Origin of the sequence: Streptomyces sp. SCPE 10 (assembly GCF_051980735.1) — a bacterium.
GTDB classification, from domain to species: Bacteria; Actinomycetota; Actinomycetes; order Streptomycetales; family Streptomycetaceae; genus Streptomyces; species Streptomyces misionensis.
This window is the reverse complement of record NZ_CP197069.1, coordinates 2,769,784-2,792,664: the sequence shown is the minus strand read 5'-3', so window position 1 is coordinate 2,792,664 and position 22,881 is coordinate 2,769,784. Positions and strand designations below refer to the sequence as shown.

The following is a 22,881-nucleotide window of genomic DNA, read 5'->3' as shown; positions in this document are numbered from 1 at the left end:
GCCTGTTGAGCGGGGTTCTCGTACGGGAACGGGGGTGCCGCTGTGGGGTCCGGTACGGGATTCGTACGAGCGGTGTACGAGTCGGTCCAGTGAATCCGAGGCGAACGAATTCGGGAACCTCTGAATCCGGATTGTTACTTGAGGTTCCCTTGAGGTTCTATGGTCCCGCTCACATTCGAGCTGCGGAATTCGTAGCGGCGCCGCATTCCCCTCCTTCGCCGTCCGGGCGCCGCCGCCCCGGGGCTGCTGCCCCGTATCCGTCGTGTCACACTCGTGGCATGCGCGTGTACCTCGGCTCGGACCATGCCGGCTACGAACTCAAGAACCACCTCGTCGAGTGGCTCAAGGAGGCGGGCCACGAGCCCGTCGACTGCGGGCCGCACATCTACGACGCCCAGGACGACTACCCGCCCTTCTGCCTGCGGGCGGCCGAGCGTACGGCCGCGGACGCCGACGCCCTCGGCATCGTGATCGGCGGCTCCGGCAACGGTGAGCAGATCGCCGCGAACAAGGTGAAGGGTGTGCGCGCGGCGCTGGCCTGGAGCGAGGAGACGGCGTCCCTCGGGCGGCAGCACAACAACGCCAACGTGGTGGCCGTGGGTGCGCGCATGCACACCACGGAGGAGGCCACGAAGTTCGTCGAGGTGTTCCTCGCCACCCCGTTCTCGGGTGACGAGCGCCACCTCCGCCGCATCGACATGCTCTCCGACTACGAGACCACGGGCGACCTCCCCCCGATCCCGGCGCACCACCCCCAGTCGTAGGCCCCGCCCGGACCGGCATCCGGCCCGCTTTCCCCGCCCGCCCTCCGGCCCCGCTCGACGGGCCGGAGGGCGGGCGTCGTCGGCGCCCCGGCCCCTGGGCCGACCGGGACGGCCGTCGACCGGGCGCCCCCGCGCCCCGGCCCCGGCGTTCCGCCCTCGGGAGTCCACGACGGCGGTTCCGTACGCTGGGTGAGTGGACCGCGGGGCCCCGCCCCCGGCGACGAAGAGGAAAGGACGGCCCCGCCTTGCCCGAAGGGCACACCATCCACCGGCTGGCCCGGGACTACGCCGAGCGGTTCCTGCACACGGCCCCCCGCGTCACCAGCCCCCAGGGCAAGTTCTCCGACGCCGCCGCCCTCCTGGACCGCGCCGAGCTGACCGCCACCGAGGCGCACGGCAAGCACCTGTTCCTCCGGTTCCGCGACACCGACTGGGTCCACATCCACCTCGGCCTCTTCGGCAAGGTCGGCTTCGGCGACGCCCCCGCGCCCCCGCCCACCGATACCGTCCGCCTGCGCCTCGCCACCGACACGGCGTACGTCGACCTCCGCGGGCCTACCACCTGCGCCCTGATCACCGACGCGGAGAAGCGGGCCGTCCACGACCGCCTCGGCCCCGACCCGCTCCGCGAGGACGCCGACCCCGAGGTCGCGTACCGGAAGATCTCCCGCAGCCGCACGACCGTCGCCGCCCTGCTGATGGACCAGAGGACCGTGGCCGGCGTCGGCAACGTCTACCGCGCCGAGGTCCTGTTCCGGCACGGCATCGACCCCTACCGCGCGGGCCGCGACATCACCCGCGCCGAGTGGGCCGCGATCTGGTCCGACCTCGTCGCGCTGATGCGCCAGGGCGTGCGCGACAACCGGATCGACACCGTACGGCCCGAGCACACCCCCGAGGCCATGGGCCGCCCGCCCCGCGTCGACGACCACGGCGGCGAGGTGTACGTCTACCGCCGCGCCACCCAGCCCTGCCACGTCTGCGGCGACGAGATCCGCACCGCCGGCCTCGCCGCCCGCAACCTCTTCTGGTGCCCCACCTGCCAGAAACGCTGACCCGGACGAAAGACCCTAGAAGCCGTGCGGCAGCCACGGCGCGACGGCGGACCCGAACCCCACCGACGCCTGCGCCAGCGCCCCGCGGCGCAGCTCCCGCACCCGCCCGGCCGCCGCCAGCGCGGCCGGCGACACCCCGCCCAGGTACGCGGCCCCCAACTCCCGTACCGACAGGGCGAGGTCCGCGGGCTCCCTCGTCCGCTCGCAGGACGCCCCCTCGACGTCCCCGGTCAACCGCCAACGGTCCGCGTTCCAGGGGCAGAAGGCGTCCTCCACCTCCAGTACGACGTCCACCGGCGCCTGGTACGTCCGCGCGGCCAGCGCCGCACCGACGTCGACCAGCCGTACGAAGCACTCGTCCCGCACCCGGAGCCGGCACCGGCGGATGTCGGAGACCAAGTGCTGCCAGCCGTCGTCCACCGGCCGCGCGTCCGCCGCCACAGTCGTCATCAGGTCGATGCCGCACAGGAAGCGCCACAGCGCCCCCTCCGTCGCGGGATCGAGCGCGGCGAGGTCCGTCAGCCGCACCGTGCCGTCGGCGCCGCCCTCGTTCCATCCGGCCTGGGTGCGGAACCGCGCGTACCCGGTGACCTGCCCGTCCCGCTCCGCGACCACGCACTGGAGCGCCGACGCCCCGCCGCGCGCGATCTCGGTGTCCAGCAGCCCGGCCCGCTCCCAGCCGGGCCGGCGGACCAGCATCCCGGGCCGGCGCGGCACCAGCGCCGCGTACACCGCCTCGCACGCGTCGAGGACGTCCGCGGGCGCCGCGTACCGCAGCCGCACCTCGTCGCTGCCCGCCGGCGGATCGAGGGTGACCCGGCCGGTGTCGATCCGCGCGGACAGCCGGTAGGTCGCGGCGCCGTAGCCGAAGCGGCCGTAGATCGCCGGCTCGGACGCGGTCAGCACCGCCAGCGGTTCGCCCAGCTCCCGGGCGTCGTCCAGCTGCCGGCGCATCATCGACGTCAGCACCCCGCGCCGCCGGTGCGTGGCCGCCACGCTCACCATGGTGACGCCCGCCGCCGGGACCGCCGCCCCGCCCGGCACGGTCATCCGGAAGGCGAACGACCCCGCCGTACCGACGATCCGGTCCCCGTCCCGGGCGGCCAGTCCCCGGTCCAGATCCAGCAGGGACCGGTGCAGTTCACGGTCCTCGAACTGCGCGGGCAGCCCGCCGAACGCGCGGTGCAGGCAGCCGTACCACTCGTCCTAGTCGGCCTCGCGCAGCACCCTCAACTCGGTTCCCCGGTCGGTCTCCATGCGCCATGCCTAGCAAGACGTCACGGGGCGAGCCAGCGAATTTCGCCGGGACGGGGACGCGCGGGCGCCGGGTGGCGTTCACTGAGGGACGAACCTGTGAGACGCAGCCCGCACGGGGGACAAGTGGGACCTCCCGTGCCAAGCGGCCGGTGCGATGGATAGGGTCCCGAACTAATGGCAGCAGGACGAGAGACGCGCGCGAAGGCCGAGACGCTCACGGCCCGGTGGAAGATGCAGTGGCACCGGGCCCGCGTCAGCCTGCGCAAAAGCGCCGTCGACTACTTCCGCGGCGACGGCTCCGACTGGATCGCCTTCGCCGGGCTGCTGCTCACCGTCCCCGTCCTCGCCGCCCTCACCCTGTTCGACTCCGTGTGGTGCTCCCCGGCCACGCTGGTGCTGCCGATCGTCGCGGGCGGGCTGCTGCTGCGCCCGGCGAGCCTGCTCGGTCTGTACGCGGCGGCGGCCACCGCGCTGATCGTGGAGTCGGTGCGGCTCGGCCCGTACACCGAGGGACCCTCCCGGGTCACCCCGGGCGTGGTCCTGGTGGTGGCCGCCTGCGGTTTCTTCGGCCTGCTCACCGCCCAGTTCCGCAGCCGCGTCGGCGTGCCCTGGCGGCGCGGCGGCACCATGCTGTTCGACCTGCGCGAACGCATCCGGGTGCAGAGCAAGCTGCCCAAGCTGCCGCAGGGCTGGCACCACGAGATGGCGCTGCGCCCGGCCGGCGGCCAGTCCTTCTCCGGCGACTTCGTGGTGGCCGCCCGCACCAACGGCGGCCGCACCCTGGAGGTCGTCCTCACCGACGTCTCCGGCAAGGGCATGGACGCCGGCTCGCGCGCCCTGCTGCTGTCCGGCGCCTTCGGCGGGCTGCTGGGCTCCCTGCCCCCGCACGCCTTCCTCCCCGCCGCCAACGGCTATCTGCTGCGCCAGGACTGGGAGGAGGGCTTCGCCACCTCCATCCACCTCGTCCTGGACCTCGACTCCGGGGACTACGAGCTGTACTCCGCGGGCCACCCGCCGGGGCTCCAGCTCAGCGCGGGCACCGGCCGCTGGGAGGAGAAGTCGGCCGAGGGACCGCTGCTGGGGGTCTACGACGGCGCCCAGTTCGACTCCGTGAAGGGCTCGCTGCGCCCCGGCGACGTGCTGATGCTGTTCACCGACGGCCTGGTGGAGACCGCCGACCGGGACATCGTCGAGGGCATCGACCGGCTCACCGGCGAGGCCGACCGCTATGTCCCCGGCGGCTTCCACGGCGCCGCCTGGCACCTCATCGAGGCCGTCGCCAAGGACGTCAACGACGACCGCGCCCTGCTCCTGATCTGCCGCGAGGCCTCGGCCCACGCCCGCTGACACACTGGGCGCATGACCGAGACACCGCCCGCGGCACCCGGACTCCTCACCCTCGCCGAGGTCGAGGCCACGGCCCGGACCGCGCACGAGGGACAGACCGACAAGGCGGGACGGCCCTACGCCGAGCATCTCGCCGCCGTGGCGGACGGCGTGCGCGCCCGCGGGGGCGACGCGGAGCAGATCGCGGCGGCCTGGCTGCACGACGCCGTGGAGGACGCCGCGCTGAGCCGCGCCTGGCTGGCCGGGGCCGCCCTCACCCCGCGCACCAAGGCCATCGTGGACGCCGTCACCAAGCGGCCGGGGGAGGAGCCGGCGGCGTACGCCCGGCGCATCCTCGACACCCCGGGCGCCCTGCTGGTGAAGGAGGCGGACCTGGCGCACAACGCCGACGCCAAGCGGCTGGCCGTACTGGACGAACCGACCCGGAAACGACTGACCGAGAAGTACGCGCACCTGCGCGCGCTCCTCGGTCTGCCTCAGAGCTGAACCGGCCCCGCATCGGGACGAAGGGCGGCAAAACCGGTCAGGAGGCGGCCTTTTCGGGCGCCTGCCGGCCGCGCTCCCGGGCCAGCCGGGCGGCGTCCTGCCTGAACGCCCACTCCATCTTCGGCTCCATCGCGAACCGGAAGACCCGCCGCACCGGCGCGGTGCACAGCAGGGTGACGGCGACGCCCGCGATCAGAGTCACCAGGATCTCGCCGAGCGGCCGGTGCAGCCAGGCGTGGTCGAACCAGCCCCGGTAGTCGGCGAACTTCACCAGGAAGCCGTGCAGCAGATAACCGCAGATGGTGCCCGCGCCCAGCGTCGTGAACCAGGTCTTGCGGCCCGGCACCCAGGCGAAGAAGCAGGCCGTCAGCAGCAGCGAGCAGGCCATCATCGCGAGCGTCATCACCGGCCCGCACCACCAGGGCGCGCCCAGCTCCTGCGCCGAGTCGCGGTGGTAGAACCACGCGGTGTTCATGCGCGGCACCGCCCACCAGCCGACCAGCAGCGCTGCGGCGAACACCGGCACCGCGGCGATCCGCACCGAGCGGCGGCGCACCAGCTGGAAGTGCTCCGGCTTCATGTTCAGGCCGAGTACGAAGTACGGCAGGAACTGGAGCACCCGCTGGAGGTCGAGGTCGTCGCCGATGCTCGGGGTGAGGGAGGCCAGCATGGCGATGACGAGGGCCACCGGCAGCGGATGGCGCACCAGCTTCCAGATCGGCGTGGTCAGCCGCCAGACGAACAGGGCGCACAGGAACCAGGTCAGGAACCAGGGGTCGAGCAGGCTGATCTGCTCGTGAGAGCCCGTGACGAGGTTGTTGAACAGGGGGTACGCCGTCTCGAAGACGACGTAGGGCACCAGGACTCCGGTGATCAGCCGCTTGAGCCGGTCCGGGCGCATGTCGAAATTGCGCGAGAAGAAGCCGGAAATGATGATGAACGCTGGCATGTGGAAGCTGTACACGACCGTGTACAGGCCTTCCAGGATGCGGCTGTCGCCCTTCAGCGGCTCCCACGAGTGACCCATCGCGACCAGCACGATCGCCAGGTACTTGGCGTTGTCGAAGAACGCGTCGCGCTGCTTGCCGCCGGGTCTCGCCGTCTGCCGCGGCCGTTCCTGCGTACTCACCGGGGTACGCGGACCGGGCACTCCCTGTGCCGGCGGCTGGGCCGGGGGGAGCGGCTGCGGGGTCTGGCCGGGGGAGGAGGCGGCGTCGAACATCTCAGGCACCCTAGCGTCGTGTGCGGGATTCCGTAAAACCCCGTGCAGTCATTTCCGGTTATTCCCTGTGACTGCCCGCGAATTCAACGGACTTGCGGTCCGTGGCCGCGTGACGGTGCCTACAGAAAAGCCTGCCGTTCACCCATGATGTCGGGATTCATCCCTACCTAGTGGGGCATACGGCGTCTCTGTGCGATCAATTTGAATTACCTGCGCACAAGTTGTGTGGAGCCGGAAACGAAGTCGCGTAATTCCTGCCGGAGTCGCGGTCGAGTGCCCGTCGAATTCCTGTGCGGGGCGTCGCCCGGCCCGGGGCGGCGTGTCCGACATCATGTCAGGAGCCGCATGGACCAGGCCCGTTGGTGGCACGATGGTTCTGGCGGGGGTGCGGGCCGTGCCCCCGGGCCGGGAGAGGGACCGACCGAGGGTGTGATCAGTTGTGGCCATTTCACTGTCTGTGGTGCTGCTGTTGGCGGTCATCCTGGTGGTGCTCATCAGGGGGAAGAACCTCAAGCCCGGACCGGCCATCGTGGCCATGCTCTTCGGCTTCTTCCTGGCCTCCAGCGGCATGGCGCCGTCCATCAACCGGTTCCTGAACTCGATAGCGGACTCGATCTCCGCGATCAAGTTCTGACCGGCCGCGGTCCCACCGGCCGGCGCCCCGGCACCGGCCGCTGCTAGTGGTACAGGTGCCGCCGCTCGGCCGGCTGCCGGCTGATGAGGACCAGCCGGTCGAAGTCGACGGCCACCCCGCGCAGCAGCAGGTCGACCAGCGCGCGCGCCGACGACGCGTCGACCGGCGCCTCGCCGAACAGCACCCGCCGGTACACCACCGAGGCGAGCAGGTCGACGAACAGCTCGGGGTCCACGTCCGGCAGCAGGTCCCCGCGCTCGACGGCCCGCCGCACCGCGACCGCGGCGGCCGCCCGGCCCGGCTGCAGAAGGCTGTGCAGCAGGTGCTCGTGCAGCTCGGGGTCGTCGGCGCAGTCGGCGATCAGCGGTGCGAGCACCCCGGCGGGCAGCCGCTCGTGCAGCACCTCGGCGAGGAGCCGCACGCTCTGGTGCAGGTCGCAGCGGGTGCAGCCGTTGTCCGGGGCGGGCGGCACGACGAGGACCGAGGCGAGCGCGTCGATCACCAGCCGCTGCCGCCGGGGCCAGCGGCGGCGGATGGCGGCCTTGCTGGTGCCCGCGAGCGCCGCCACCCTCTCCAGTGCGAGACCGCCGTAGCCGTCCTCGCCCAGCAGCCGCACGGTGGCCGCCAGCACCGCGGCGTCGATCGCCGGATCCCGGGGCCGGCCGCCGGGCGCCGGGCTCACGCGGCGGCGTCCTGGGGGTACCAGCGCAGCTCCACGGTGTTGCCGTCGGGGTCGCGCACGTAGACGGACTCGGCCGAACCCCGGGCGCCCCAGCGCGGCACGGGCCCCTCGACGACGTCGAAGGTGCCGGAGGCGACGACCTCCTGCCAGTCCAGCGGATCCACCACCAGGCAGATGTGGTCCACGTTGGACTCGCCGCGGGGCCGCTCGACCAGGTCGATGACCGTGGTCCCGCTGACCCGTACCGAGGGGAACGGCACCGTCCCGGCCCGCCACTCCTCGACCCGCTCGCCCGCGAGCCCCAGCGGCCCGGTGTAGAACCCCAGCGCCCGCTCGACGTCCGCGACGTTGAGCACCAGGTGATCGAAGTCCTTGACCCGCATGATCTCTCCCCCTTGAGCCGGTCGAGCTTGTACCGGTCGAGCCGTACCGCTCGCGTCCGAGTTATGTTCCGTACCGGTACGGAACATAACAGTGCCGGGACCGCGCATCAAGAGGCGGCCCGGAACCGGCCGAAGGTCCGGATCGCGAGTGTGTCCGTGTCCGTTCGGGCCGATGAGGTGTCAGTGCCGGCGGTGCCTCTGGTCGTCGGGGTGGAGGTGGAGCGCGACGAGGGCCGCGTCGTCGTTGAGGCGTCCGTGGGTGTACGCGAGCAGGTCGTGGCGGATGTGGTGGAGCAGCGACTCGGGGCCGGCCTTGTGCCACTGGGCGACCCGTGTCTCCAGGGGGTAGAAGCGGCCGTGGGCGTCGCGGGCCTCGATGACGCCGTCGGTGTACAGCAGGAGGGTGTCGCCCGGCTGGAAGGCGGTCACGTCGATCGCGTAGGCGTCCGGTCCCGCTTCCGCGACCCCCAGGGGCGGGGAGGGGCGGAGGGCGGGGACGGTGAGGGGGCCGTCCGGGCTGAGCAGCAGGGGAGGGGGATGCCCGCAGCTGATCATCCGGATGACGAGGTCGTCGTCGGGCAGCTCCAGGAGCAGGGCCGTCGCGAACCGCTCGCCGGCCTCCGTGGCCGGCTCGAACTCGGCCAGGTAGCGGGTCACGCTCTGCCCCAGGGTGGAGGCCAGGTCGGGCAGCGTGGCGTTGCGGTGGGCGGCCTCGCGGAAGGCCCCCAGCAGGAGGGCGGATTCGCCGATGGCGGACAGTCCCTTGCCCCGGACGTCCCCGATCATGAGGCGTACGCCACCGGGGACGCGGGCGGCCGCGTACAGGTCGCCGCCGATCTGTGCCTCGTCCTCGGCGGCCATGTACAGGCAGGCGATCCGCAGCGGACCGATGCGTTCCGGCAGCGGCCACAGCAGGCCGTGCTGCGCGGCCTCCGCGACCGACCGCACCTGGGCGAGTTGGCGCCGGCGACGCTCGCGCCGCACGCAGAAGAGCGCGCTGAGGGCGGTCAGCACACCCAGGGCGAGGATTTGGGCCAGTACGTTGCGCGAGGACAGCATCCCGAACTGCCAGCCGATGGCCGCCTGCGCCGCCATGGAGAGGACGCCGATCAGACCGGTGGTCCAGGGCCCGGCGAAGGAAGCGGTGAGGGCCGGGGCGATCACGAGCAGCGGACCGAGGTGGATGTCCCCCGGAACCAGCAGGTCGACCACCGTGATCACCGCGATGAGGACGACCGGCACCAGCAGCAGGGCGCGACTCGACCGCCATGGCTGCCGCGCTCCGACCCAGCCGTGCTCGGCGTTCACATCTCTCACACTGCCATCGGTGCGGACGTCCGACGAGCAGAAGCCGGCGCGTCCGTGCGGGGACTCAGGAGGCGGTGGCGTCGGCCACGGTCCCCCGGATCTCCAGCACGGTGTCCGCGCCGGTGATCGCGAACAGCCGCCGAAGCTGTTCCGGCGGCCCGGCCACCCGCAGGGTGCCCGTCTGGTGGGTGAGGATCAGGAGATTGAGGAAGGACGAGTCCCCGAAGGCGACGCCGGAGGCGTCCAGGACCACCTTCGGGTGCTCCTTGACGGCGGCGCCCAGCGCGTCCGCGAGGGGCGGGACCGAGTCCAGGTCGAAGGAGCCGTGAGCGGCCACGACCCAGGCGCCGTCCCGCTCGTACTGTTCCAGCGTGGTCACCGGTCCGAGCGCACCGGCGCGGCCCGACCACCGCTTTCCACCGGCGCTGCTCATGAGCTGTGACATGACGGCCTCATCCCCAGGACACCTTCCGGGCTCCGTCTGTGGCGATCCAGCCCGGAGCACGTCAACAGTTACCGGAAAAGTATGTCATGTATCTGGGTTCGGCAATGGCGGCCCCCTAAAATGCGGGTCATGGTTGGAGTGCCCGAACCTCACAGCGGATGGACGTTCATCACCAGCCACGCACGCGTACTCGCAGCCATCGCCGACAACACGAACGTCCGGATCCGCGACATCGCCGCCCGCTGCCGCCTCACGGAGCGCGCCGTCCAGCGCATCATCTCCGACCTCGAAGAGGGCGGTTACCTCTCGCACACCCGTGACGGGCGCACGAACACCTATCGCATCGAGCCGGACAAGGTGCTGCGCCATCCGGCGGAGGCGGGGCTGCCCGTGGCCTCCCTGCTCTCTCTGCTCGTGCAGGACGAGACCGACCGGGCCAAGGCGCCGGAGCCGGTCATGGCGCGTACCCCCTCGGCCCGCCACTGACCCCGGCGACCCGCCACTGACCCCGGCTTCCTCCCAGGCCGCCGGACCCGCCGCGAACGGCCGCGGCCGGCACCGAACGGGACGGGGACCGCGGCGGCGGCGACGGGGGTGCCCGGCCCGCCGATCGGCACTGGACGACCCGGGAACGACCGAAGGCCCAGGGGGTGGTAACTACCACCTGACCTGGGCCTTCGTCGTTCAGAGCGGGCGACGGGAATCGAACCCGCGTAGCTAGTTTGGAAGACTAGGGCTCTACCATTGAGCTACGCCCGCAGCGCTGCGCCGCAGCTCGGTGACCGCGGCACGAAGGCATCGTAGCGGGTCGCCCGTCCATTGGGCCAACACGTTCGGATCACACGCACCACGCGCCCCGCCTCGAAGAATGCGGCCGACGCGGGCCGTCCGGCCATGTACCCTACGTCTCGCACCAGACGGGGTGTGGCGCAGCTTGGTAGCGCGTCCGCTTTGGGAGCGGAAGGCCGTGGGTTCAAATCCCGCCACCCCGACCACCAGCCGACCAGCGGCCCGCGCGTCGTGATGGTCGCCTTTTGGGGCGCCGACCGCCTGCGGTTACTATGCAAGCTGCGCGCCCGTGTGACCCCGGCCCCCACGGCCTACGTACTCCTCCGGGCGGCGAATCCGCCGGACCTGTCTGGCTCGGCAGAACCCAAGCAGTCAGCCACAAGGAGACCGAACCGTGAAGAGCGCCGTGGAGACCCTGAACCCGACCCGGGTTCGGCTCACTGTCGAGGTGCCCTTCGAGGAGCTCAAGGACAGCCTCGACGCGGCGTACAAGAAGATCAACCAGCAGGTCACGGTGAAGGGCTTCCGCAAGGGCAAGATCCCGGCCCGCGTCATCGACCAGCGGTTCGGCCGCGGTGCGGTCCTGGAGGAGGCGGTCAACGACGCGCTCCCGAAGTTCTACACCGAAGCGGTCAACGAGGCCGAGCTGAACCCGCTGGGCCAGCCCGACGTCGACATCACCGAGCTGAAGGACGGCGAGACGCTGAACTTCACCGCCGAGGTGGACGTGCGCCCGGCCCTGGAGATCCCGGACTACTCCGGTATCGAGGTCGAGGTCGACGCCGTCGAGGTCACCGACGAGGACGTCGAGAAGTCGGTCGAGCAGCTGCGCGAACGCTTCGCGTCCACCTCCCCGGTGGAGCGCGCCGCCGAGGACGGCGACGTCGTCACCATCGACCTGGAGGCCAAGGTCGACGGCGAGGTGCTGGAGGACGGCATCGCCAACGGCGTCTCCTACACCATCGGCTCCGGCGAGCTGCTCGACGGCATCGACGACGCCGTCAAGGGCCTGTCCGCCGGCGAGGAGGCGACCTTCACCTCCGAGCTGAAGGGCGGCTCCGCCGCGGGCAAGGAGGCCGAGGTCACCGTCAAGGTCACCGAGGTCGCCAAGCGCGAACTGCCCGAGCTGGACGACGAGTTCGCGCAGCTCGCCTCCGAGTTCGACACCCTGGACGAGCTCAAGGCCGACAGCCGCAAGCGCCTCGCCAACATGAAGCAGTTCGACCAGGCCACCCAGGCGCAGGAGCGCGTCCTGGAGAAGCTCCTCGAGCTGGTCGAGGTCCCGGTCCCCGAGAAGCTGCTCGAGGACGAGATCAACACCCGCAAGCACAACCTGGAGCACCACCAGCTCGCGCAGATGGGTCTGACCCTCGACAAGTACCTGGAGATCCAGGGCAAGTCCGCCGAGGAGTTCGAGACCGAGACCCGCGAGGCAGCGGTCAAGGGCATCAAGACCCAGTTCGTCCTGGACGAGCTGGTGAAGAAGGAGAACCTGAACGTCAACCAGGAGGAGCTCACCGAGCACCTCATGCGGCGTGCGGCCTCCTCCGGCATGTCCCCCGACCAGTTCGCCCAGGCCGTCGTCGAGGGCGGCCAGGTGCCGCTCCTGGTCGGCGAGGTCGCCCGCGGCAAGGCCCTGGCCGTCGTGGTCGAGGCCGCCTCGGTGAAGGACACCAACGGCGAGACGGTCGACCTCAGCGACGAGGACGAGGAGACCGAGGCCGCGGCCGAGGAGACCACCACGGAGACCACCGAGGGCTGAACCGCCCCGCGGCGCCTGTGAAGGACGTCGGGACGGGCCCCGGGGACGTGTTCCCCGGGGCCCGTTCGTCTACCCGGGCAACACCGCGCCGCGCCCCGCGCACGGCCGCGCCGTGCCCCGCCCGCGCGGCCGGGTACCCGCATCCGGGGACGCGCCGCGGCCCGATGGCGCTACGCCCCCGGCGAACACTCCCATCTCCGGGATTCCCCGAACGGGCCCGAGCGTTAGGGTCCATGAGTACGGGGGCAGGGGAGTCTCCTGAAACCCCAAGCCCCCGGCAGGACGACGTGAGACGGCCCGGCGCCGTCGTGAGACGAGCAGGTGGATACGTGACGAATCTGATGCCCTCCGCCGCCGGCGAGCCCTCCATCGGTGGCGGCCTCGGCGACCAGGTCTACAACCGGCTGCTCGGCGAGCGGATCATCTTCCTCGGCCAGCAGGTCGACGATGACATCGCCAACAAGATCACCGCGCAGATGCTGCTCCTTGCCGCCGAACCGGACAAGGACATCTACCTCTACATCAACAGCCCCGGCGGCTCGGTGACGGCCGGCATGGCGATCTACGACACCATGCAGTACATCCCGAACGACGTGGTCACCATCGCGATGGGCATGGCGGCCTCCATGGGCCAGTTCCTGCTCACCGGTGGTGCCGCCGGCAAGCGCTTCGCCCTGCCGCACGCGGACATCATGATGCACCAGGGCTCCGCGGGCCTCGGCGGCTCGGTCACGGACATCAAGATCCAGGCCGAGTACCTGCTGCGCACCAAGCGCCGCATGGCGGAGCTGACCGCGCTGCACTCCGGCCAGACCTTCGAGACGATCACCCGGGACGCCGACCGCGACCGCTGGTTCACCCCGGAAGAGGCCAAGGAGTACGGTCTCATCGACGAGATCATCTCGAGCGCCTCGGGCGTTCCGGGAGGCGGCGGCACCGGTGCCTGACCGGCCCGGTCGCGCCACGCACCGCCATCACCCACGCCCCCAGAACGCCACCAGGACGGTGAACATCCCATGAGCAACTTCCCCGGCACCGCCAGCGGCATGTACGAAGGGCCCCGGCCCGACGCCCGCTACGTCATCCCGCGCTTCGTCGAGCGCACCTCCCAGGGCATCCGCGAGTACGACCCGTACGCGAAGCTCTTCGAGGAGCGCGTGATCTTCCTGGGCGTCCAGATCGACGACGCCTCCGCCAACGACGTCATGGCGCAGCTGCTGTGCCTGGAGTCGATGGACCCCGACCGGGACATCTCGATCTACATCAACAGCCCCGGTGGCGACATGACCGCCCTGACGGCGATCTACGACACGATGCAGTTCGTGAAGCCCGACATCCAGACGGTCTGCATGGGCCAGGCGGCCTCCGCCGCGGCCATCCTGCTCGCGGCCGGCACCCCGGGCAAGCGCATGGCGCTGCCCAACTCCCGGGTGCTGATCCACCAGCCGGCCGGCTCCACCGGCCGCGGCCAGCTCTCCGACCTGGAGATCATCGCCAACGAGTTCACCCGGATGCGTGAGCAGCTGGAGAACATGCTGGCCAAGCACTCGAACCAGCCGATCGAGAAGATCCGCGAGGACATCGAGCGCGACAAGATCCTCACGGCCGAGGAGGCGCTGGAGTACGGCCTCGTCGACCAGATCATCTCCACCCGCAAGCTGAACAACAGCTCGGTCCGCTGACGCGGAGCGGCACGCTCTCAGCCCCCCTTGGCAGGGCTCACGGCAAAGTGAACCCTGCCAAGGGGGGCCCGAACATCGGGCCCGGCAAGGTACCGTCGGACATAAGGCAGCACCAGGAGCCGCTGGATCTCAGTGTCCAGGTGGCTCCCAGGCGAAGGGGAAGCACACCGTGGCACGCATCGGTGACGGCGGCGATCTGCTCAAGTGCTCGTTCTGCGGCAAGAGCCAGAAGCAGGTCAAGAAGCTCATCGCAGGGCCCGGTGTGTACATCTGCGACGAGTGCATCGATCTCTGCAACGAGATCATCGAGGAGGAGCTCGCGGAGACCAGCGAGGTGCGCTGGGAGGAGCTGCCCAAGCCCCGCGAGATCTACGAGTTCCTCGAGGGCTACGTGGTCGGCCAGGAGGCCGCCAAGAAGGCCCTGTCGGTCGCGGTGTACAACCACTACAAGCGGGTCCAGGCGGGCGAGAACGGCGGCGCGAGCGGCCGGGACGACGCCATCGAGCTGGCGAAGTCCAACATCCTCCTGCTGGGCCCCACGGGCTCCGGCAAGACCCTCCTCGCGCAGACCCTGGCGCGCATGCTGAACGTCCCGTTCGCCATCGCCGACGCCACGGCGCTGACCGAGGCGGGCTACGTCGGCGAGGACGTCGAGAACATCCTTCTGAAGCTGATCCAGGCCGCCGACTACGACGTCAAGAAGGCCGAGACCGGGATCATCTACATCGACGAGATCGACAAGGTGGCCCGCAAGAGCGAGAACCCGTCGATCACCCGTGACGTCTCCGGCGAGGGCGTCCAGCAGGCCCTGCTGAAGATCCTGGAGGGCACCACGGCCTCGGTGCCGCCGCAGGGCGGCCGCAAGCACCCGCACCAGGAGTTCATCCAGATCGACACGACGAACGTGCTGTTCATCGTGGGCGGTGCCTTCGCCGGTCTGGAGAAGATCATCGAGGCCCGGGCGGGCGCCAAGGGCATCGGCTTCGGCGCGACGATCCTGTCCAAGCGCGAGCTGGAGGCCAAGGACGTCTTCGAGGACGTCATGCCGGAGGACCTGGTCAAGTTCGGCATGATCCCCGAGTTCATCGGCCGGCTGCCGGTGATCACCTCGGTGCACAACCTCGACCGCGAGGCGCTGCTGAAGATCCTGGTGGAGCCGCGCAACGCCCTCGTCAAGCAGTACCAGCGCCTGTTCGAACTCGACGGCGTGGAGCTGGACTTCGAACGCGAGGCCCTGGAGGCCATCGCCGACCAGGCCATCCTGCGCCAGACCGGCGCCCGCGGCCTGCGCGCCATCATGGAGGAAGTCCTCCAGGGCGTCATGTACGAGGTCCCCTCCCGCAAGGACGTCGCCCGCGTCGTCATCACCGCCGATGTCGTCCTCTCGAACGTCAACCCCACCCTGATCCCGCGCGACGCGCGCGGGCGTGGCTCGGGGGAGCAGAAGACGGCGTAACGACCCCGTACGTGCGAAAGGGGCCCCGGTCGGACGACCGGGGCCCCTTTCACATGCCTGGGGGCCGCCGTGTCAGGCCTTCACGCGCACGTCGTTGCGCAGCTTCGCCGCCAGCTCCGCCGTGTCGTCCAGGGAGCCGCTCTCGCCCGAGGCGAGGGAGGCGATGCTGAACGACGTCACCAGGGCGACGGTGCTGTGGTCGCCCCAGATGCACATCGGCATCTTGATGGTCTTCGGCATGCCGGCGTCCGCGGACGAGGAGCCGGTGCTGTCGATCTGCGCCACCTGGCACTTCATGATGCCGTGGGAGAGGCCGGCCGGGTGGACGGCCTGCGGGCTGCCGATCAGCTTGCCCTTGGTGTCCGAGCCGCTCTGGTCCTTCTGCGACTCCGACTTGGCCTTGGCGAACATGGCGTCCACCACCGCCTCCGGGTCGTCGATCGAGCCGTAGACGCCGCTGAAGGAGAGGCCCTTCTTGGTCAGGCCGGTGCCGTTCTCGTAGCCGCTGCTCACCTCGGTGGGGTTCTTGACCCCCCACTTCTCGAAGTCCGACTTGTCGGAGTCGCTGAGGCCGTCCGAGGAGTCGTCGGAGCCGGACTGCTTGGTGTACGACCCGTTGATCACCGAGGCGGGCGTGATCAGCTTGTGCGGGCCGTCGTCCGCGATGCTCGTGCCGCCGCCGCCGCCGGCGAGTGCGAAGTACGCGCCCACCGCGACCGCCGCCACCACGGCCACCGCGCCGATGATCAGGCCCGTCTTCTTCTTGCCGCCGGCCGGCTGCGGGGCCTGGGGCATGCCGTAGGGCTGCTGACCGTAGGGCTGCTGGCCGTAGGGGTTCGGCTGCTGGCCGTACGGGTTCTGCTGCGGGGGCACGCCGGGCTGCTGCGGGTAGCCGTACCCCGGCTGCTGCGGCGGGGCCTGCGGGGGGTAGCCGTAGCCGGGCTGCGGCGGGGCCTGCGGGGGCTGTCCGTACGGGCCGGGCTGCGGCGGCTGTCCGTACGGACCCGGCTGCCCCGGCTGTCCGTACGGGCCGGGCTGCCCCGGCTGGCCGTACGGACCCGGCTGCTGGGGTGGCTGGCCGTACGGGCCCGGCTGGTTGCTGCTCATTTCTGGGATCCCCCTAGGACGCTTATGTGTCCCTGACATCCTGGACCAGCGCCCGAGGGCGCAGGTCACCGGGGGCCGCACCGTTACAGAACAAACGCGTTTCGGGACCGGCCCGTGACCCCTCTAAACTGACCCCCGTGACCGAGAACGCTCAGCAGCAGCCACCCGCGCCCGACACCGAACTGCCGACCCAGTACGCGCCGGCCGATGTAGAGGGGCCGCTGTACGAGCGCTGGGTGGAGCGGGGCTACTTCGAGGCGGACGCGAAGAGTGACAAGCCGCCGTACACCGTCGTCATCCCGCCGCCCAACGTCACCGGCTCGCTCCACCTGGGCCACGCCTTCGAGCACACCCTCATCGACGCCCTGACCCGCCGCAAGCGCATGCAGGGCTACGAGACCCTGTGGCAGCCCGGCATGGACCACGCGGGCATCGCCACCCAGAACGTGGTCGAGCGCGAGCTGGGCAAGGAGGGCAAGTCCCGCCACGACCTGGGCCGCGAGGCCTTCGTCGAGCGCGTCTGGAAGTGGAAGGGCGAGTCCGGCGGCCAGATCTCCGGCCAGATGCGCCGCCTCGGCGACGGCGTCGCCTGGTCCCGTGAGCGCTTCACCATGGACGAGGGCCTCTCCCAGGCCGTCCAGACCATCTTCAAGCGCCTGTACGACGACGAGCTGATCTACCGCGCCGAGCGCATCATCAACTGGTGCCCGCGCTGTCTGACGGCCATCTCCGACATCGAGGTCGAGTACCAGGACGACGACGGCGAGCTCGTCTCCATGAAGTACGGCGACGGGGACGACACCATCGTCGTCGCCACCACCCGCGCCGAGACGATGCTCGGCGACACCGCCGTCGCCGTCCACCCCGAGGACGAGCGCTACCGGCACCTGGTCGGCAAGCTCATCAAGCTGCCGCTGACCGACCGCTCCATCCCGGTCGTCGCCGACGCCCACGTCGACCCGGAGTTCGGCACCGGCGCCGTCAAGGTGACCCCGGCGCACGACCCGAACGACTTCGAGATCGGCCAGCGCCACGACCTGCCGTCCATCACCGTGATGGACGAGCACGCCGTCATCACCGTGCACGGCCCCTTCCAGGGCATGGACCGCCTGGAGGCCCGCTCCGCCATCGTCGCCGCGCTGCGCGCCGAGGGCCGGATCGTCGCCGAGAAGCGGCCCTACGTCCACTCCGTCGGCCACTGCTCGCGCTGCAAGACCACCATCGAGCCGCGGCTGTCCATGCAGTGGTGGGTCAAGGTCGGCCCGCTCGCCAAGGCCGCGGGCGACGCGGTCCGCGACGGCAAGGTCAAGATCCATCCGCAGGAGATGGAGAAGCGGTACTTCGACTGGGTCGACAACCTCCACGACTGGTGCATCTCGCGGCAGCTGTGGTGGGGCCACCGGATCCCGGTGTGGTACGGCCCCGACGGCGAAGTCGTCTGCGTCGGCCCCGGCGAGGAGCCGCCCACCGGCGAGGGCTGGCACCAGGACACCGACGTCCTCGACACCTGGTTCTCCTCCGGCCTGTGGCCCTTCTCCACCCTGGGCTGGCCCGAGCGGACCGAGTCGCTCGCGAAGTTCTACCCGAACTCCGTCCTGGTCACCGGCTACGACATCCTCTTCTTCTGGGTCGCCCGGATGATGATGTTCGGCCTGTACGCGATGGACGGCACCCCGCCGTTCCACACCATCGCCCTGCACGGCATGGTCCGCGACCAGTTCGGCAAGAAGATGTCGAAGTCCTTCGGCAACGCGGTCAACCCGCTGGACTGGATGGACAAGTACGGCAGCGACGCCCTGCGCTTCACCCTGGCCCGCGGCGCCAACCCGGGCGTGGACGTGCCGATCGGCGAGGACTGGGTCCAGGGCTCGCGCAACTTCGCCAACAAGATCTGGAACGCGACCCGCTTCGCGCTGATGAACGGCGCGACGGTCCAGGGCCCGCTGCCCGAGCCGTCGGCCATGTCGGCGACGGACCGCTGGATCCTGTCCCGCCTCAACTCGGTGGTCGCCGAAGTCGACGCCTACTACGAGGACTTCCAGTTCGCGAAGCTCTCCGACACCCTCTTCCACTTCGCGTGGGACGAGGTCTTCGACTGGTACGTCGAGCTGTCCAAGACCGTCTTCCAGGCGGGCGGCGAGCCGGCCGAGGTCTCCAAGCGGGTCCTGGGCGAGGTCCTGGACGTCACCCTGAAGCTGCTGCACCCGGTGGTCCCGTTCGTCACGGAGACCCTGTGGACGACGCTGACGGGCGGCGAGTCCGTCGTCATCGCCGAGTGGCCGGCCGACAGCGGATTCCGGGACGCGGCCGCCGAGCAGGAGATCTCCGCGCTCCAGTCGGTCATCACCGAGGTCCGCCGCTTCCGCGCCGACCAGGGCCTCCAGCCGGGTCAGCGGGTTCCGGCCCGGTTGACCCTGGACGGCACGGCGCTCGCCCCGCACGAGGCGGCCATCCGCCAGCTGCTGCGCCTCCAGCCCGAGGGCGACTCCTTCACGGCGACGGCCACCCTGCCGATCGCCGGGGCGCAGGTCGCGCTGGACCTCTCCGGCACCATCGACGTCGCCGCCGAGCGCAAGCGCCTGGCCAAGGACCTCGCCGCCGCCGAGAAGGAGAAGGCCCAGGCCACGGCCAAGCTCGGCAACGAGGCCTTCCTCGCCAAGGCCCCGGAGAACGTGGTGGACAAGATCCGCACCCGCCTCGCCAAGGCCGACGAGGACATCGCCCGCATCCAGGCCCAGCTGGAGAAGCTGCCGCAGGCGTAGCCGTCGCCACGACGCCGAAGGCCCCGGTCCCGAGAGGGCACCGGGGCCTTCGCCCATCCCTGTCCGTGCGGCTCCGTAGACTGGGACCCGTGAGCGACCTCCCGCACGACGACAACGGCCGGCCCGACCCCCTCGACTCCTTCGAAGAGATCATCGAGGCCGAGACCACCCGCGATCCCGACCTCGCCGTGATCGAGGCCGGCAGCCGCACCCTCCGGACGCAAGGGGGAGCGCCGACGGCCGACGTACCCGCCCGCCCCGAGGACCCCGAGGTCGACAAGGCGCTGCGCGAGGTCGAGGCAGAGCTGGCCACCCGCTGGGGCGAGACCAAGCTGGAGCCCTCGGTCGGCAGGATCGCCGCGCTGATGGACGTGCTGGGCGAGCCGCAGCGCTCGTACCCCTCGATCCACATCACGGGCACCAACGGCAAGACCTCCACCGCCCGCATGATCGAGGCCCTCCTCGGCGCCTTCGAACTGCGCACCGGCCGCTACACCAGCCCGCACGTCCAGTCGATCACCGAGCGGATCAGCTTGGACGGCGCCCCGATGACCGCCGAGCGGTTCGTCGAGACCTACCAGGACATCAAGCCGTACATCGAGATGGTGGACGCCGCCCAGGAGTACCGGCTGTCCTTCTTCGAGGTGCTCACCGGCATGGCGTACGCCGCCTTCGCGGACGCCCCGGTCGACGTCGCCGTCGTCGAGGTCGGCATGGGCGGCTCCTGGGACGCGACGAACGTGATCGACGCGGATGTCGCCGTCGTCACCCCGATCGCCCTGGACCACACCGACCGCCTCGGCGAGACCCCCGCGGAGATCGCCGGCGAGAAGGCCGGGATCATCAAGCAGGACGCGACCGTCATCCTGGCCCAGCAGCCGGTGGACGCCGCCCAGGTGCTGCTGAAGAAGGCCGTGGAGGTCAACGCCACGGTGGCCCGCGAGGGCCTGGAGTACGGCGTCGTCGCCCGCCAGGTGGCCGTCGGCGGACAGCTGCTCACCCTGCGCGGCCTCGGCGGCGAGTACCACGAGGTGTACCTCCCGCTGCACGGCGCCCACCAGGCGCACAACGCGGCCGTGGCCCTCGCCGCGGTCGAGGCCTTCTTCGGGGTCGGCGCCCAGCGCGCCGAGCCGCTGGACATCGACACCGTCCGCAAGGCGTTCGCCGCCGTCTCCTCCCCGGGCCGGATGGAGGTCGTACGGCGTTCCCCCACCGTCGTCCTGGACGCGGCGCACAACCCGGCCGGTGCCGAGGTCACCGCCGAGGCGGTGCGCGAGGCGTTCGACTTCAGCCGGCTGATCGGCGTGGTCGGCGCGAGCGGCGACAAGGACGTACGGGGGCTGCTGGAGGCCTTCGAGCCGATCTTCGCCGAGATCGTCGTCACCCAGAACTCCAGCCACCGCGCCATGGACGCGGACGAACTGGCCGCCATCGCCGTCGAGGTCTTCGGCGACGAGCGGGTCCAGGTCGAGCCGCGGCTGCCCGACGCCCTGGAGGCCGCGATCACGCTGGCCGAGGAGGAGGGCGAGTTCGCGGGCGGCGGGGTGCTGGTCACCGGTTCCGTCATCACGGTCGGCGAGGCCCGGCTGCTGCTGGGCAAGGGCTGAGGAGTCCGACGTGCGTACGCTGTGTTCATCCACTCTGATCGGCGAGTTCTTCATCATCGGCTTCGCCGGGCTGGTCGCCATGAAGGACCCGAGCCTGTCGGTGTCGACCGTCTGGCTGGTCAGCGGCATCGCCATGGTGCTGTGCGTGCTGCTGTGCGGCGTGGTGACCCGGCCCGGCGGGGTCGCCCTCGGCTGGGCCCTGCAGATCGCCCTGATCGCCGCCGGCGTCTTCGTGCCGACCATGTACTTCATGGGTGTGCTGTTCGCGGCCCTGTGGTGGGCCTCGGTGCACTTCGGCCGGAAGATCGACGAGGCCAAGGCCCGGTTCGCCGCGCAGCGCGACTCCTCCACGCCTGACGCTGTGTGACAGGGGCGCGGACACGCCCTGTAACCTCGTCCCACCGCACACACGTTTCACGCGTAAGGAGTCCCCTCGTGAGCCAGCGCACCCTCGTCCTCCTCAAGCCCGACGCCGTCCGTCGCGGCCTGACCGGCGAGATCATCAGCCGTATCGAGCGCAAGGCCGGCTGGCAGATCACCGCGCTGGAGCTGCGCACCCTGGACGAGGAGACCCTGGAGCAGCACTACGGCGAGCACAAGGGCAAGCCCTTCTACGAGCCGCTGGTCGCGTTCATGGCCTCCGGTCCGGTCGTCGCCATGATCGTCGAGGGTGAGCGGGTCATCGAGGGCGTGCGCGCGCTCGCCGGCCCGACCGACCCGATCGCCGCCGCGCCGGGCTCCATCCGGGGCGACTTCGGTGTGATCGTCCGCGAGAACCTGATCCACGCCTCCGACTCCGAGGAGTCCGCCGAGCGCGAGGTGAAGATTTTCTTCCCCGGCCGCGCCTGATACCGGCGATCGAGGGAACGAGCGCCCCCGAACGCCCGTCTCCACAAGCGAGGCGGCCCGCCATCTGGTGACAATGACGGAGACCCTCGCGCAGTGTTCGTGCAGGCGCGTTTACGATAGAAGCCTTCACGTCACAGCACCCGCCTCGCCTGCCTGACATGCCCTCAAAAGCTCGGGAAGGCCAGATGAATCCGGATGGGGAACTCAATGTCGTTCATCGGCCGTGACATGGCTGTCGACCTCGGGACCGCCAACACGCTGGTGTACGTCAGGGGTCGCGGAATCGTACTGAACGAGCCGTCCGTCGTCGCGATCAACACCAACACCGGTGGCATCCTGGCGGTCGGCGCCGAAGCGAAGAAGATGATCGGCCGGACGCCGGGGAACATCGTGGCGGTCCGGCCGCTGAAGGACGGCGTGATCGCCGACTTCGAGATCACCGAGCGGATGCTCCGCTACTTCATCCTGAAGATCCACAAGCGGCGGTACCTGGCGCGTCCGCGGGTCGTCGTCTGTGTGCCCTCGGGCATCACGGGCGTCGAGCGCCGCGCGGTGATCGAGGCCTCCACCCAGGCGGGCGCCCGCCAGGTGCACATCATCGAGGAGCCCATGGCCGCGGCCATCGGCTCCGGCCTGCCGGTCCACGAGGCCACGGGCAACATGGTGGTGGACATCGGCGGCGGCACCACGGAGGTCGCGGTCATCTCCCTCGGCGGCATCGTCACCGCCCAGTCCATCCGCGTCGCGGGTGACGAGCTGGACAACGCGATCATCCAGTACATCAAGAAGGAGTACAGCCTCCTGCTGGGTGAGCGCACCGCCGAGCAGATCAAGATCACCATCGGTTCGGCGTACGAACTCGAAGAGGACGAGCACACCGAAGTCCGCGGCCGGGACCTGGTGTCCGGGCTGCCCAAGACCGTCGTCATCTCGGCCGCCGAGGTCCGCAAGGCGATCGAGGAGCCGGTCAACGCGATCGTGGACGCGGTCAAGACGACCCTCGACAAGTGCCCGCCGGAGCTGTCCGGCGACATCATGGACCGGGGCATCGTGCTGACCGGTGGCGGCGCCCTGCTGCGCGGTCTGGACGAGCGGCTGCGCCGGGAGACCGGAATGCCGATCCATATCGCCGAGGACCCGCTGGACAGCGTCGCGCTCGGATCCGGAAAGTGCGTCGAGGAGTTCGAGGCGCTCCAGCAGGTTCTGGACGCCCAGCCGCGTCGATGACGCAGCACTTCGATTCCGCCGTACGAGACGTTCTCCTCTCGTGCGGCGGATCGTTGA

22 protein-coding genes and 2 tRNA genes are annotated in these 22,881 nt (G+C 70.6%); 16 read left to right on the top strand and 8 right to left on the bottom strand.

The features are described 5' to 3' along the window. Positions 1 to 278: 278 nt before the first annotated feature. Entirely contained in the window at positions 279 to 764 is a 486-nt protein-coding gene (locus ACSP97_RS13095) for a ribose-5-phosphate isomerase (protein WP_355144752.1), read from the top strand. Positions 765 to 1,009: 245 nt separating this feature from the next. Continuing rightward, entirely contained in the window at positions 1,010 to 1,819 is an 810-nt protein-coding gene (locus tag ACSP97_RS13090; protein WP_388310609.1) for an Fpg/Nei family DNA glycosylase, read from the top strand. Positions 1,820 to 1,834: 15 nt separating this feature from the next. Here the strand turns inward: ACSP97_RS13090 and ACSP97_RS13085 are convergent, their stop codons facing one another. Further along, entirely contained in the window at positions 1,835 to 3,007 is a 1,173-nt protein-coding gene (locus ACSP97_RS13085; RefSeq protein ID WP_440558417.1) for a GNAT family N-acetyltransferase, read from the bottom strand. Positions 3,008 to 3,250: 243 nt separating this feature from the next. Between ACSP97_RS13085 and ACSP97_RS13080 the strand changes: the two genes are divergently transcribed. Then, on the top strand, positions 3,251 to 4,423 hold the full coding sequence (locus tag ACSP97_RS13080) for a PP2C family protein-serine/threonine phosphatase (protein WP_355144746.1): 1,173 nt from the start codon (positions 3,251 to 3,253) through the stop codon (positions 4,421 to 4,423). 12 nt (positions 4,424 to 4,435) lie between these two features. After that, a complete protein-coding gene (locus ACSP97_RS13075; RefSeq protein WP_440557578.1) occupies positions 4,436 to 4,909 on the top strand; it encodes an HD domain-containing protein in 474 nt (157 codons plus the stop codon). A 37-nt stretch (positions 4,910 to 4,946) separates the two neighbouring features. Here the strand turns inward: ACSP97_RS13075 and ACSP97_RS13070 are convergent, their stop codons facing one another. After that, positions 4,947 to 6,131, bottom strand: coding sequence for an acyltransferase family protein (locus ACSP97_RS13070; protein WP_388288831.1), 1,185 nt, complete (start codon positions 6,129 to 6,131; stop codon positions 4,947 to 4,949). A 439-nt stretch (positions 6,132 to 6,570) separates the two neighbouring features. Here ACSP97_RS13070 and ACSP97_RS13065 point away from each other — a divergent pair, with 439 nt between their 5' ends. Further along, the gene (locus tag ACSP97_RS13065; protein WP_070027114.1) at positions 6,571 to 6,765 is read left to right on the top strand and encodes a hypothetical protein; all 195 of its coding nucleotides are present in this window, start codon (positions 6,571 to 6,573) and stop codon (positions 6,763 to 6,765) included. Between the two features lie 43 nt (positions 6,766 to 6,808). Here the strand turns inward: ACSP97_RS13065 and ACSP97_RS13060 are convergent, their stop codons facing one another. The 4 genes from ACSP97_RS13060 to ACSP97_RS13045 form a co-directional block, all read right to left on the bottom strand. Then, the gene (locus tag ACSP97_RS13060; RefSeq protein ID WP_440557575.1) at positions 6,809 to 7,447 is read right to left on the bottom strand and encodes a TetR/AcrR family transcriptional regulator C-terminal ligand-binding domain-containing protein; all 639 of its coding nucleotides are present in this window, start codon (positions 7,445 to 7,447) and stop codon (positions 6,809 to 6,811) included. Next, entirely contained in the window at positions 7,444 to 7,830 is a 387-nt protein-coding gene (locus tag ACSP97_RS13055; RefSeq protein ID WP_358271226.1) for a VOC family protein, read from the bottom strand. The genes ACSP97_RS13060 and ACSP97_RS13055 overlap by 4 nt, the downstream gene beginning before the upstream one ends. Positions 7,831 to 8,010: 180 nt before the next feature. After that, positions 8,011 to 9,138, bottom strand: coding sequence for a PP2C family protein-serine/threonine phosphatase (locus tag ACSP97_RS13050; RefSeq protein ID WP_440557573.1), 1,128 nt, complete (start codon positions 9,136 to 9,138; stop codon positions 8,011 to 8,013). A 64-nt stretch (positions 9,139 to 9,202) separates the two neighbouring features. Continuing rightward, complete coding sequence (locus tag ACSP97_RS13045; RefSeq protein WP_355144734.1) at positions 9,203 to 9,583, bottom strand: STAS domain-containing protein; 381 nt, start codon at positions 9,581 to 9,583, stop codon at positions 9,203 to 9,205. A gap of 129 nt (positions 9,584 to 9,712) precedes the next feature. On the opposite strand from ACSP97_RS13045, the gene ACSP97_RS13040 reads away from it, so the two are divergent. Next, entirely contained in the window at positions 9,713 to 10,069 is a 357-nt protein-coding gene (locus ACSP97_RS13040) for a helix-turn-helix transcriptional regulator (RefSeq protein ID WP_440557571.1), read from the top strand. A 202-nt stretch (positions 10,070 to 10,271) separates the two neighbouring features. On the opposite strand, the gene ACSP97_RS13035 is transcribed toward ACSP97_RS13040, so the two are convergent. Continuing rightward, a tRNA-Gly gene (locus ACSP97_RS13035) sits at positions 10,272 to 10,342 on the bottom strand. A 159-nt stretch (positions 10,343 to 10,501) separates the two neighbouring features. Here ACSP97_RS13035 and ACSP97_RS13030 point away from each other — a divergent pair. From ACSP97_RS13030 to clpX, 5 genes are all read left to right on the top strand, one after another. Further along, positions 10,502 to 10,578 (top strand) — tRNA-Pro (locus ACSP97_RS13030). A 188-nt stretch (positions 10,579 to 10,766) separates the two neighbouring features. Continuing rightward, complete coding sequence (tig, locus tag ACSP97_RS13025; protein ID WP_355144730.1) at positions 10,767 to 12,134, top strand: trigger factor; 1,368 nt, start codon at positions 10,767 to 10,769, stop codon at positions 12,132 to 12,134. A gap of 341 nt (positions 12,135 to 12,475) precedes the next feature. Further along, positions 12,476 to 13,081 (top strand): ATP-dependent Clp protease proteolytic subunit, encoded by a 606-nt coding sequence (locus tag ACSP97_RS13020; RefSeq protein ID WP_180333392.1) that lies wholly within the window; start codon positions 12,476 to 12,478, stop codon positions 13,079 to 13,081. Between the two features lie 69 nt (positions 13,082 to 13,150). Then, complete coding sequence (locus tag ACSP97_RS13015; RefSeq protein ID WP_070027104.1) at positions 13,151 to 13,816, top strand: ATP-dependent Clp protease proteolytic subunit; 666 nt, start codon at positions 13,151 to 13,153, stop codon at positions 13,814 to 13,816. Positions 13,817 to 13,985: 169 nt separating this feature from the next. Next, positions 13,986 to 15,272 (top strand): ATP-dependent Clp protease ATP-binding subunit ClpX, encoded by a 1,287-nt coding sequence (gene clpX, locus ACSP97_RS13010; protein WP_014672712.1) that lies wholly within the window; start codon positions 13,986 to 13,988, stop codon positions 15,270 to 15,272. Between the two features lie 72 nt (positions 15,273 to 15,344). Here clpX and ACSP97_RS13005 read toward each other — a convergent pair whose 3' ends face one another. Beyond that, positions 15,345 to 16,379, bottom strand: coding sequence for a hypothetical protein (locus tag ACSP97_RS13005; RefSeq protein ID WP_440557568.1), 1,035 nt, complete (start codon positions 16,377 to 16,379; stop codon positions 15,345 to 15,347). A 137-nt stretch (positions 16,380 to 16,516) separates the two neighbouring features. On the opposite strand from ACSP97_RS13005, the gene ACSP97_RS13000 reads away from it, so the two are divergent. The 5 genes from ACSP97_RS13000 (at position 16,517) to ACSP97_RS12980 (ending at position 22,824) form a co-directional block, all read left to right on the top strand. Continuing rightward, a complete protein-coding gene (locus ACSP97_RS13000; protein WP_355144726.1) occupies positions 16,517 to 19,141 on the top strand; it encodes a valine--tRNA ligase in 2,625 nt (874 codons plus the stop codon). Between the two features lie 89 nt (positions 19,142 to 19,230). Next, positions 19,231 to 20,748, top strand: a complete 1,518-nt coding sequence (folC, locus tag ACSP97_RS12995; RefSeq protein WP_355144724.1) for a bifunctional tetrahydrofolate synthase/dihydrofolate synthase — start codon at positions 19,231 to 19,233, stop codon at positions 20,746 to 20,748. 10 nt (positions 20,749 to 20,758) lie between these two features. Beyond that, complete coding sequence (locus ACSP97_RS12990) at positions 20,759 to 21,115, top strand: DUF4233 domain-containing protein (RefSeq protein WP_355144722.1); 357 nt, start codon at positions 20,759 to 20,761, stop codon at positions 21,113 to 21,115. Between the two features lie 68 nt (positions 21,116 to 21,183). Then, complete coding sequence (gene ndk / locus ACSP97_RS12985; RefSeq protein ID WP_355144720.1) at positions 21,184 to 21,597, top strand: nucleoside-diphosphate kinase; 414 nt, start codon at positions 21,184 to 21,186, stop codon at positions 21,595 to 21,597. A gap of 207 nt (positions 21,598 to 21,804) precedes the next feature. Beyond that, positions 21,805 to 22,824: a rod shape-determining protein gene (locus ACSP97_RS12980; protein WP_070027093.1), complete on the top strand. Its 1,020-nt coding sequence runs from the start codon at positions 21,805 to 21,807 to the stop codon at positions 22,822 to 22,824. Positions 22,825 to 22,881 lie beyond the last annotated feature (57 nt).

What these genes read in the sequence shown, in the direction of transcription:
- ACSP97_RS13020 (WP_180333392.1), top strand. Translation starts at nt 12,476, where the DNA reads ATGCCCTCCGCCGCCGGCGAGCCCTCCATCGGTGGCGGCCTCGGCGAC.
- ACSP97_RS13055 (WP_358271226.1), bottom strand. Translation starts at nt 7,830, where the DNA reads ATGCGGGTCAAGGACTTCGATCACCTGGTGCTCAACGTCGCGGACGTC.
- ACSP97_RS13045 (WP_355144734.1), bottom strand. Translation starts at nt 9,583, where the DNA reads ATGTCACAGCTCATGAGCAGCGCCGGTGGAAAGCGGTGGTCGGGCCGC.
- ACSP97_RS13040 (WP_440557571.1), top strand. Translation starts at nt 9,713, where the DNA reads ATGGTTGGAGTGCCCGAACCTCACAGCGGATGGACGTTCATCACCAGC.
- ACSP97_RS13070 (WP_388288831.1), bottom strand. Translation starts at nt 6,131, where the DNA reads ATGTTCGACGCCGCCTCCTCCCCCGGCCAGACCCCGCAGCCGCTCCCC.
- ACSP97_RS13015 (WP_070027104.1), top strand. Translation starts at nt 13,151, where the DNA reads ATGAGCAACTTCCCCGGCACCGCCAGCGGCATGTACGAAGGGCCCCGG.
- ACSP97_RS12980 (WP_070027093.1), top strand. Translation starts at nt 21,805, where the DNA reads ATGTCGTTCATCGGCCGTGACATGGCTGTCGACCTCGGGACCGCCAAC.
- ACSP97_RS13075 (WP_440557578.1), top strand. Translation starts at nt 4,436, where the DNA reads ATGACCGAGACACCGCCCGCGGCACCCGGACTCCTCACCCTCGCCGAG.
- ACSP97_RS13095 (WP_355144752.1), top strand. Translation starts at nt 279, where the DNA reads ATGCGCGTGTACCTCGGCTCGGACCATGCCGGCTACGAACTCAAGAAC.
- ACSP97_RS13005 (WP_440557568.1), bottom strand. Translation starts at nt 16,379, where the DNA reads ATGAGCAGCAACCAGCCGGGCCCGTACGGCCAGCCACCCCAGCAGCCG.
- ACSP97_RS13080 (WP_355144746.1), top strand. Translation starts at nt 3,251, where the DNA reads ATGGCAGCAGGACGAGAGACGCGCGCGAAGGCCGAGACGCTCACGGCC.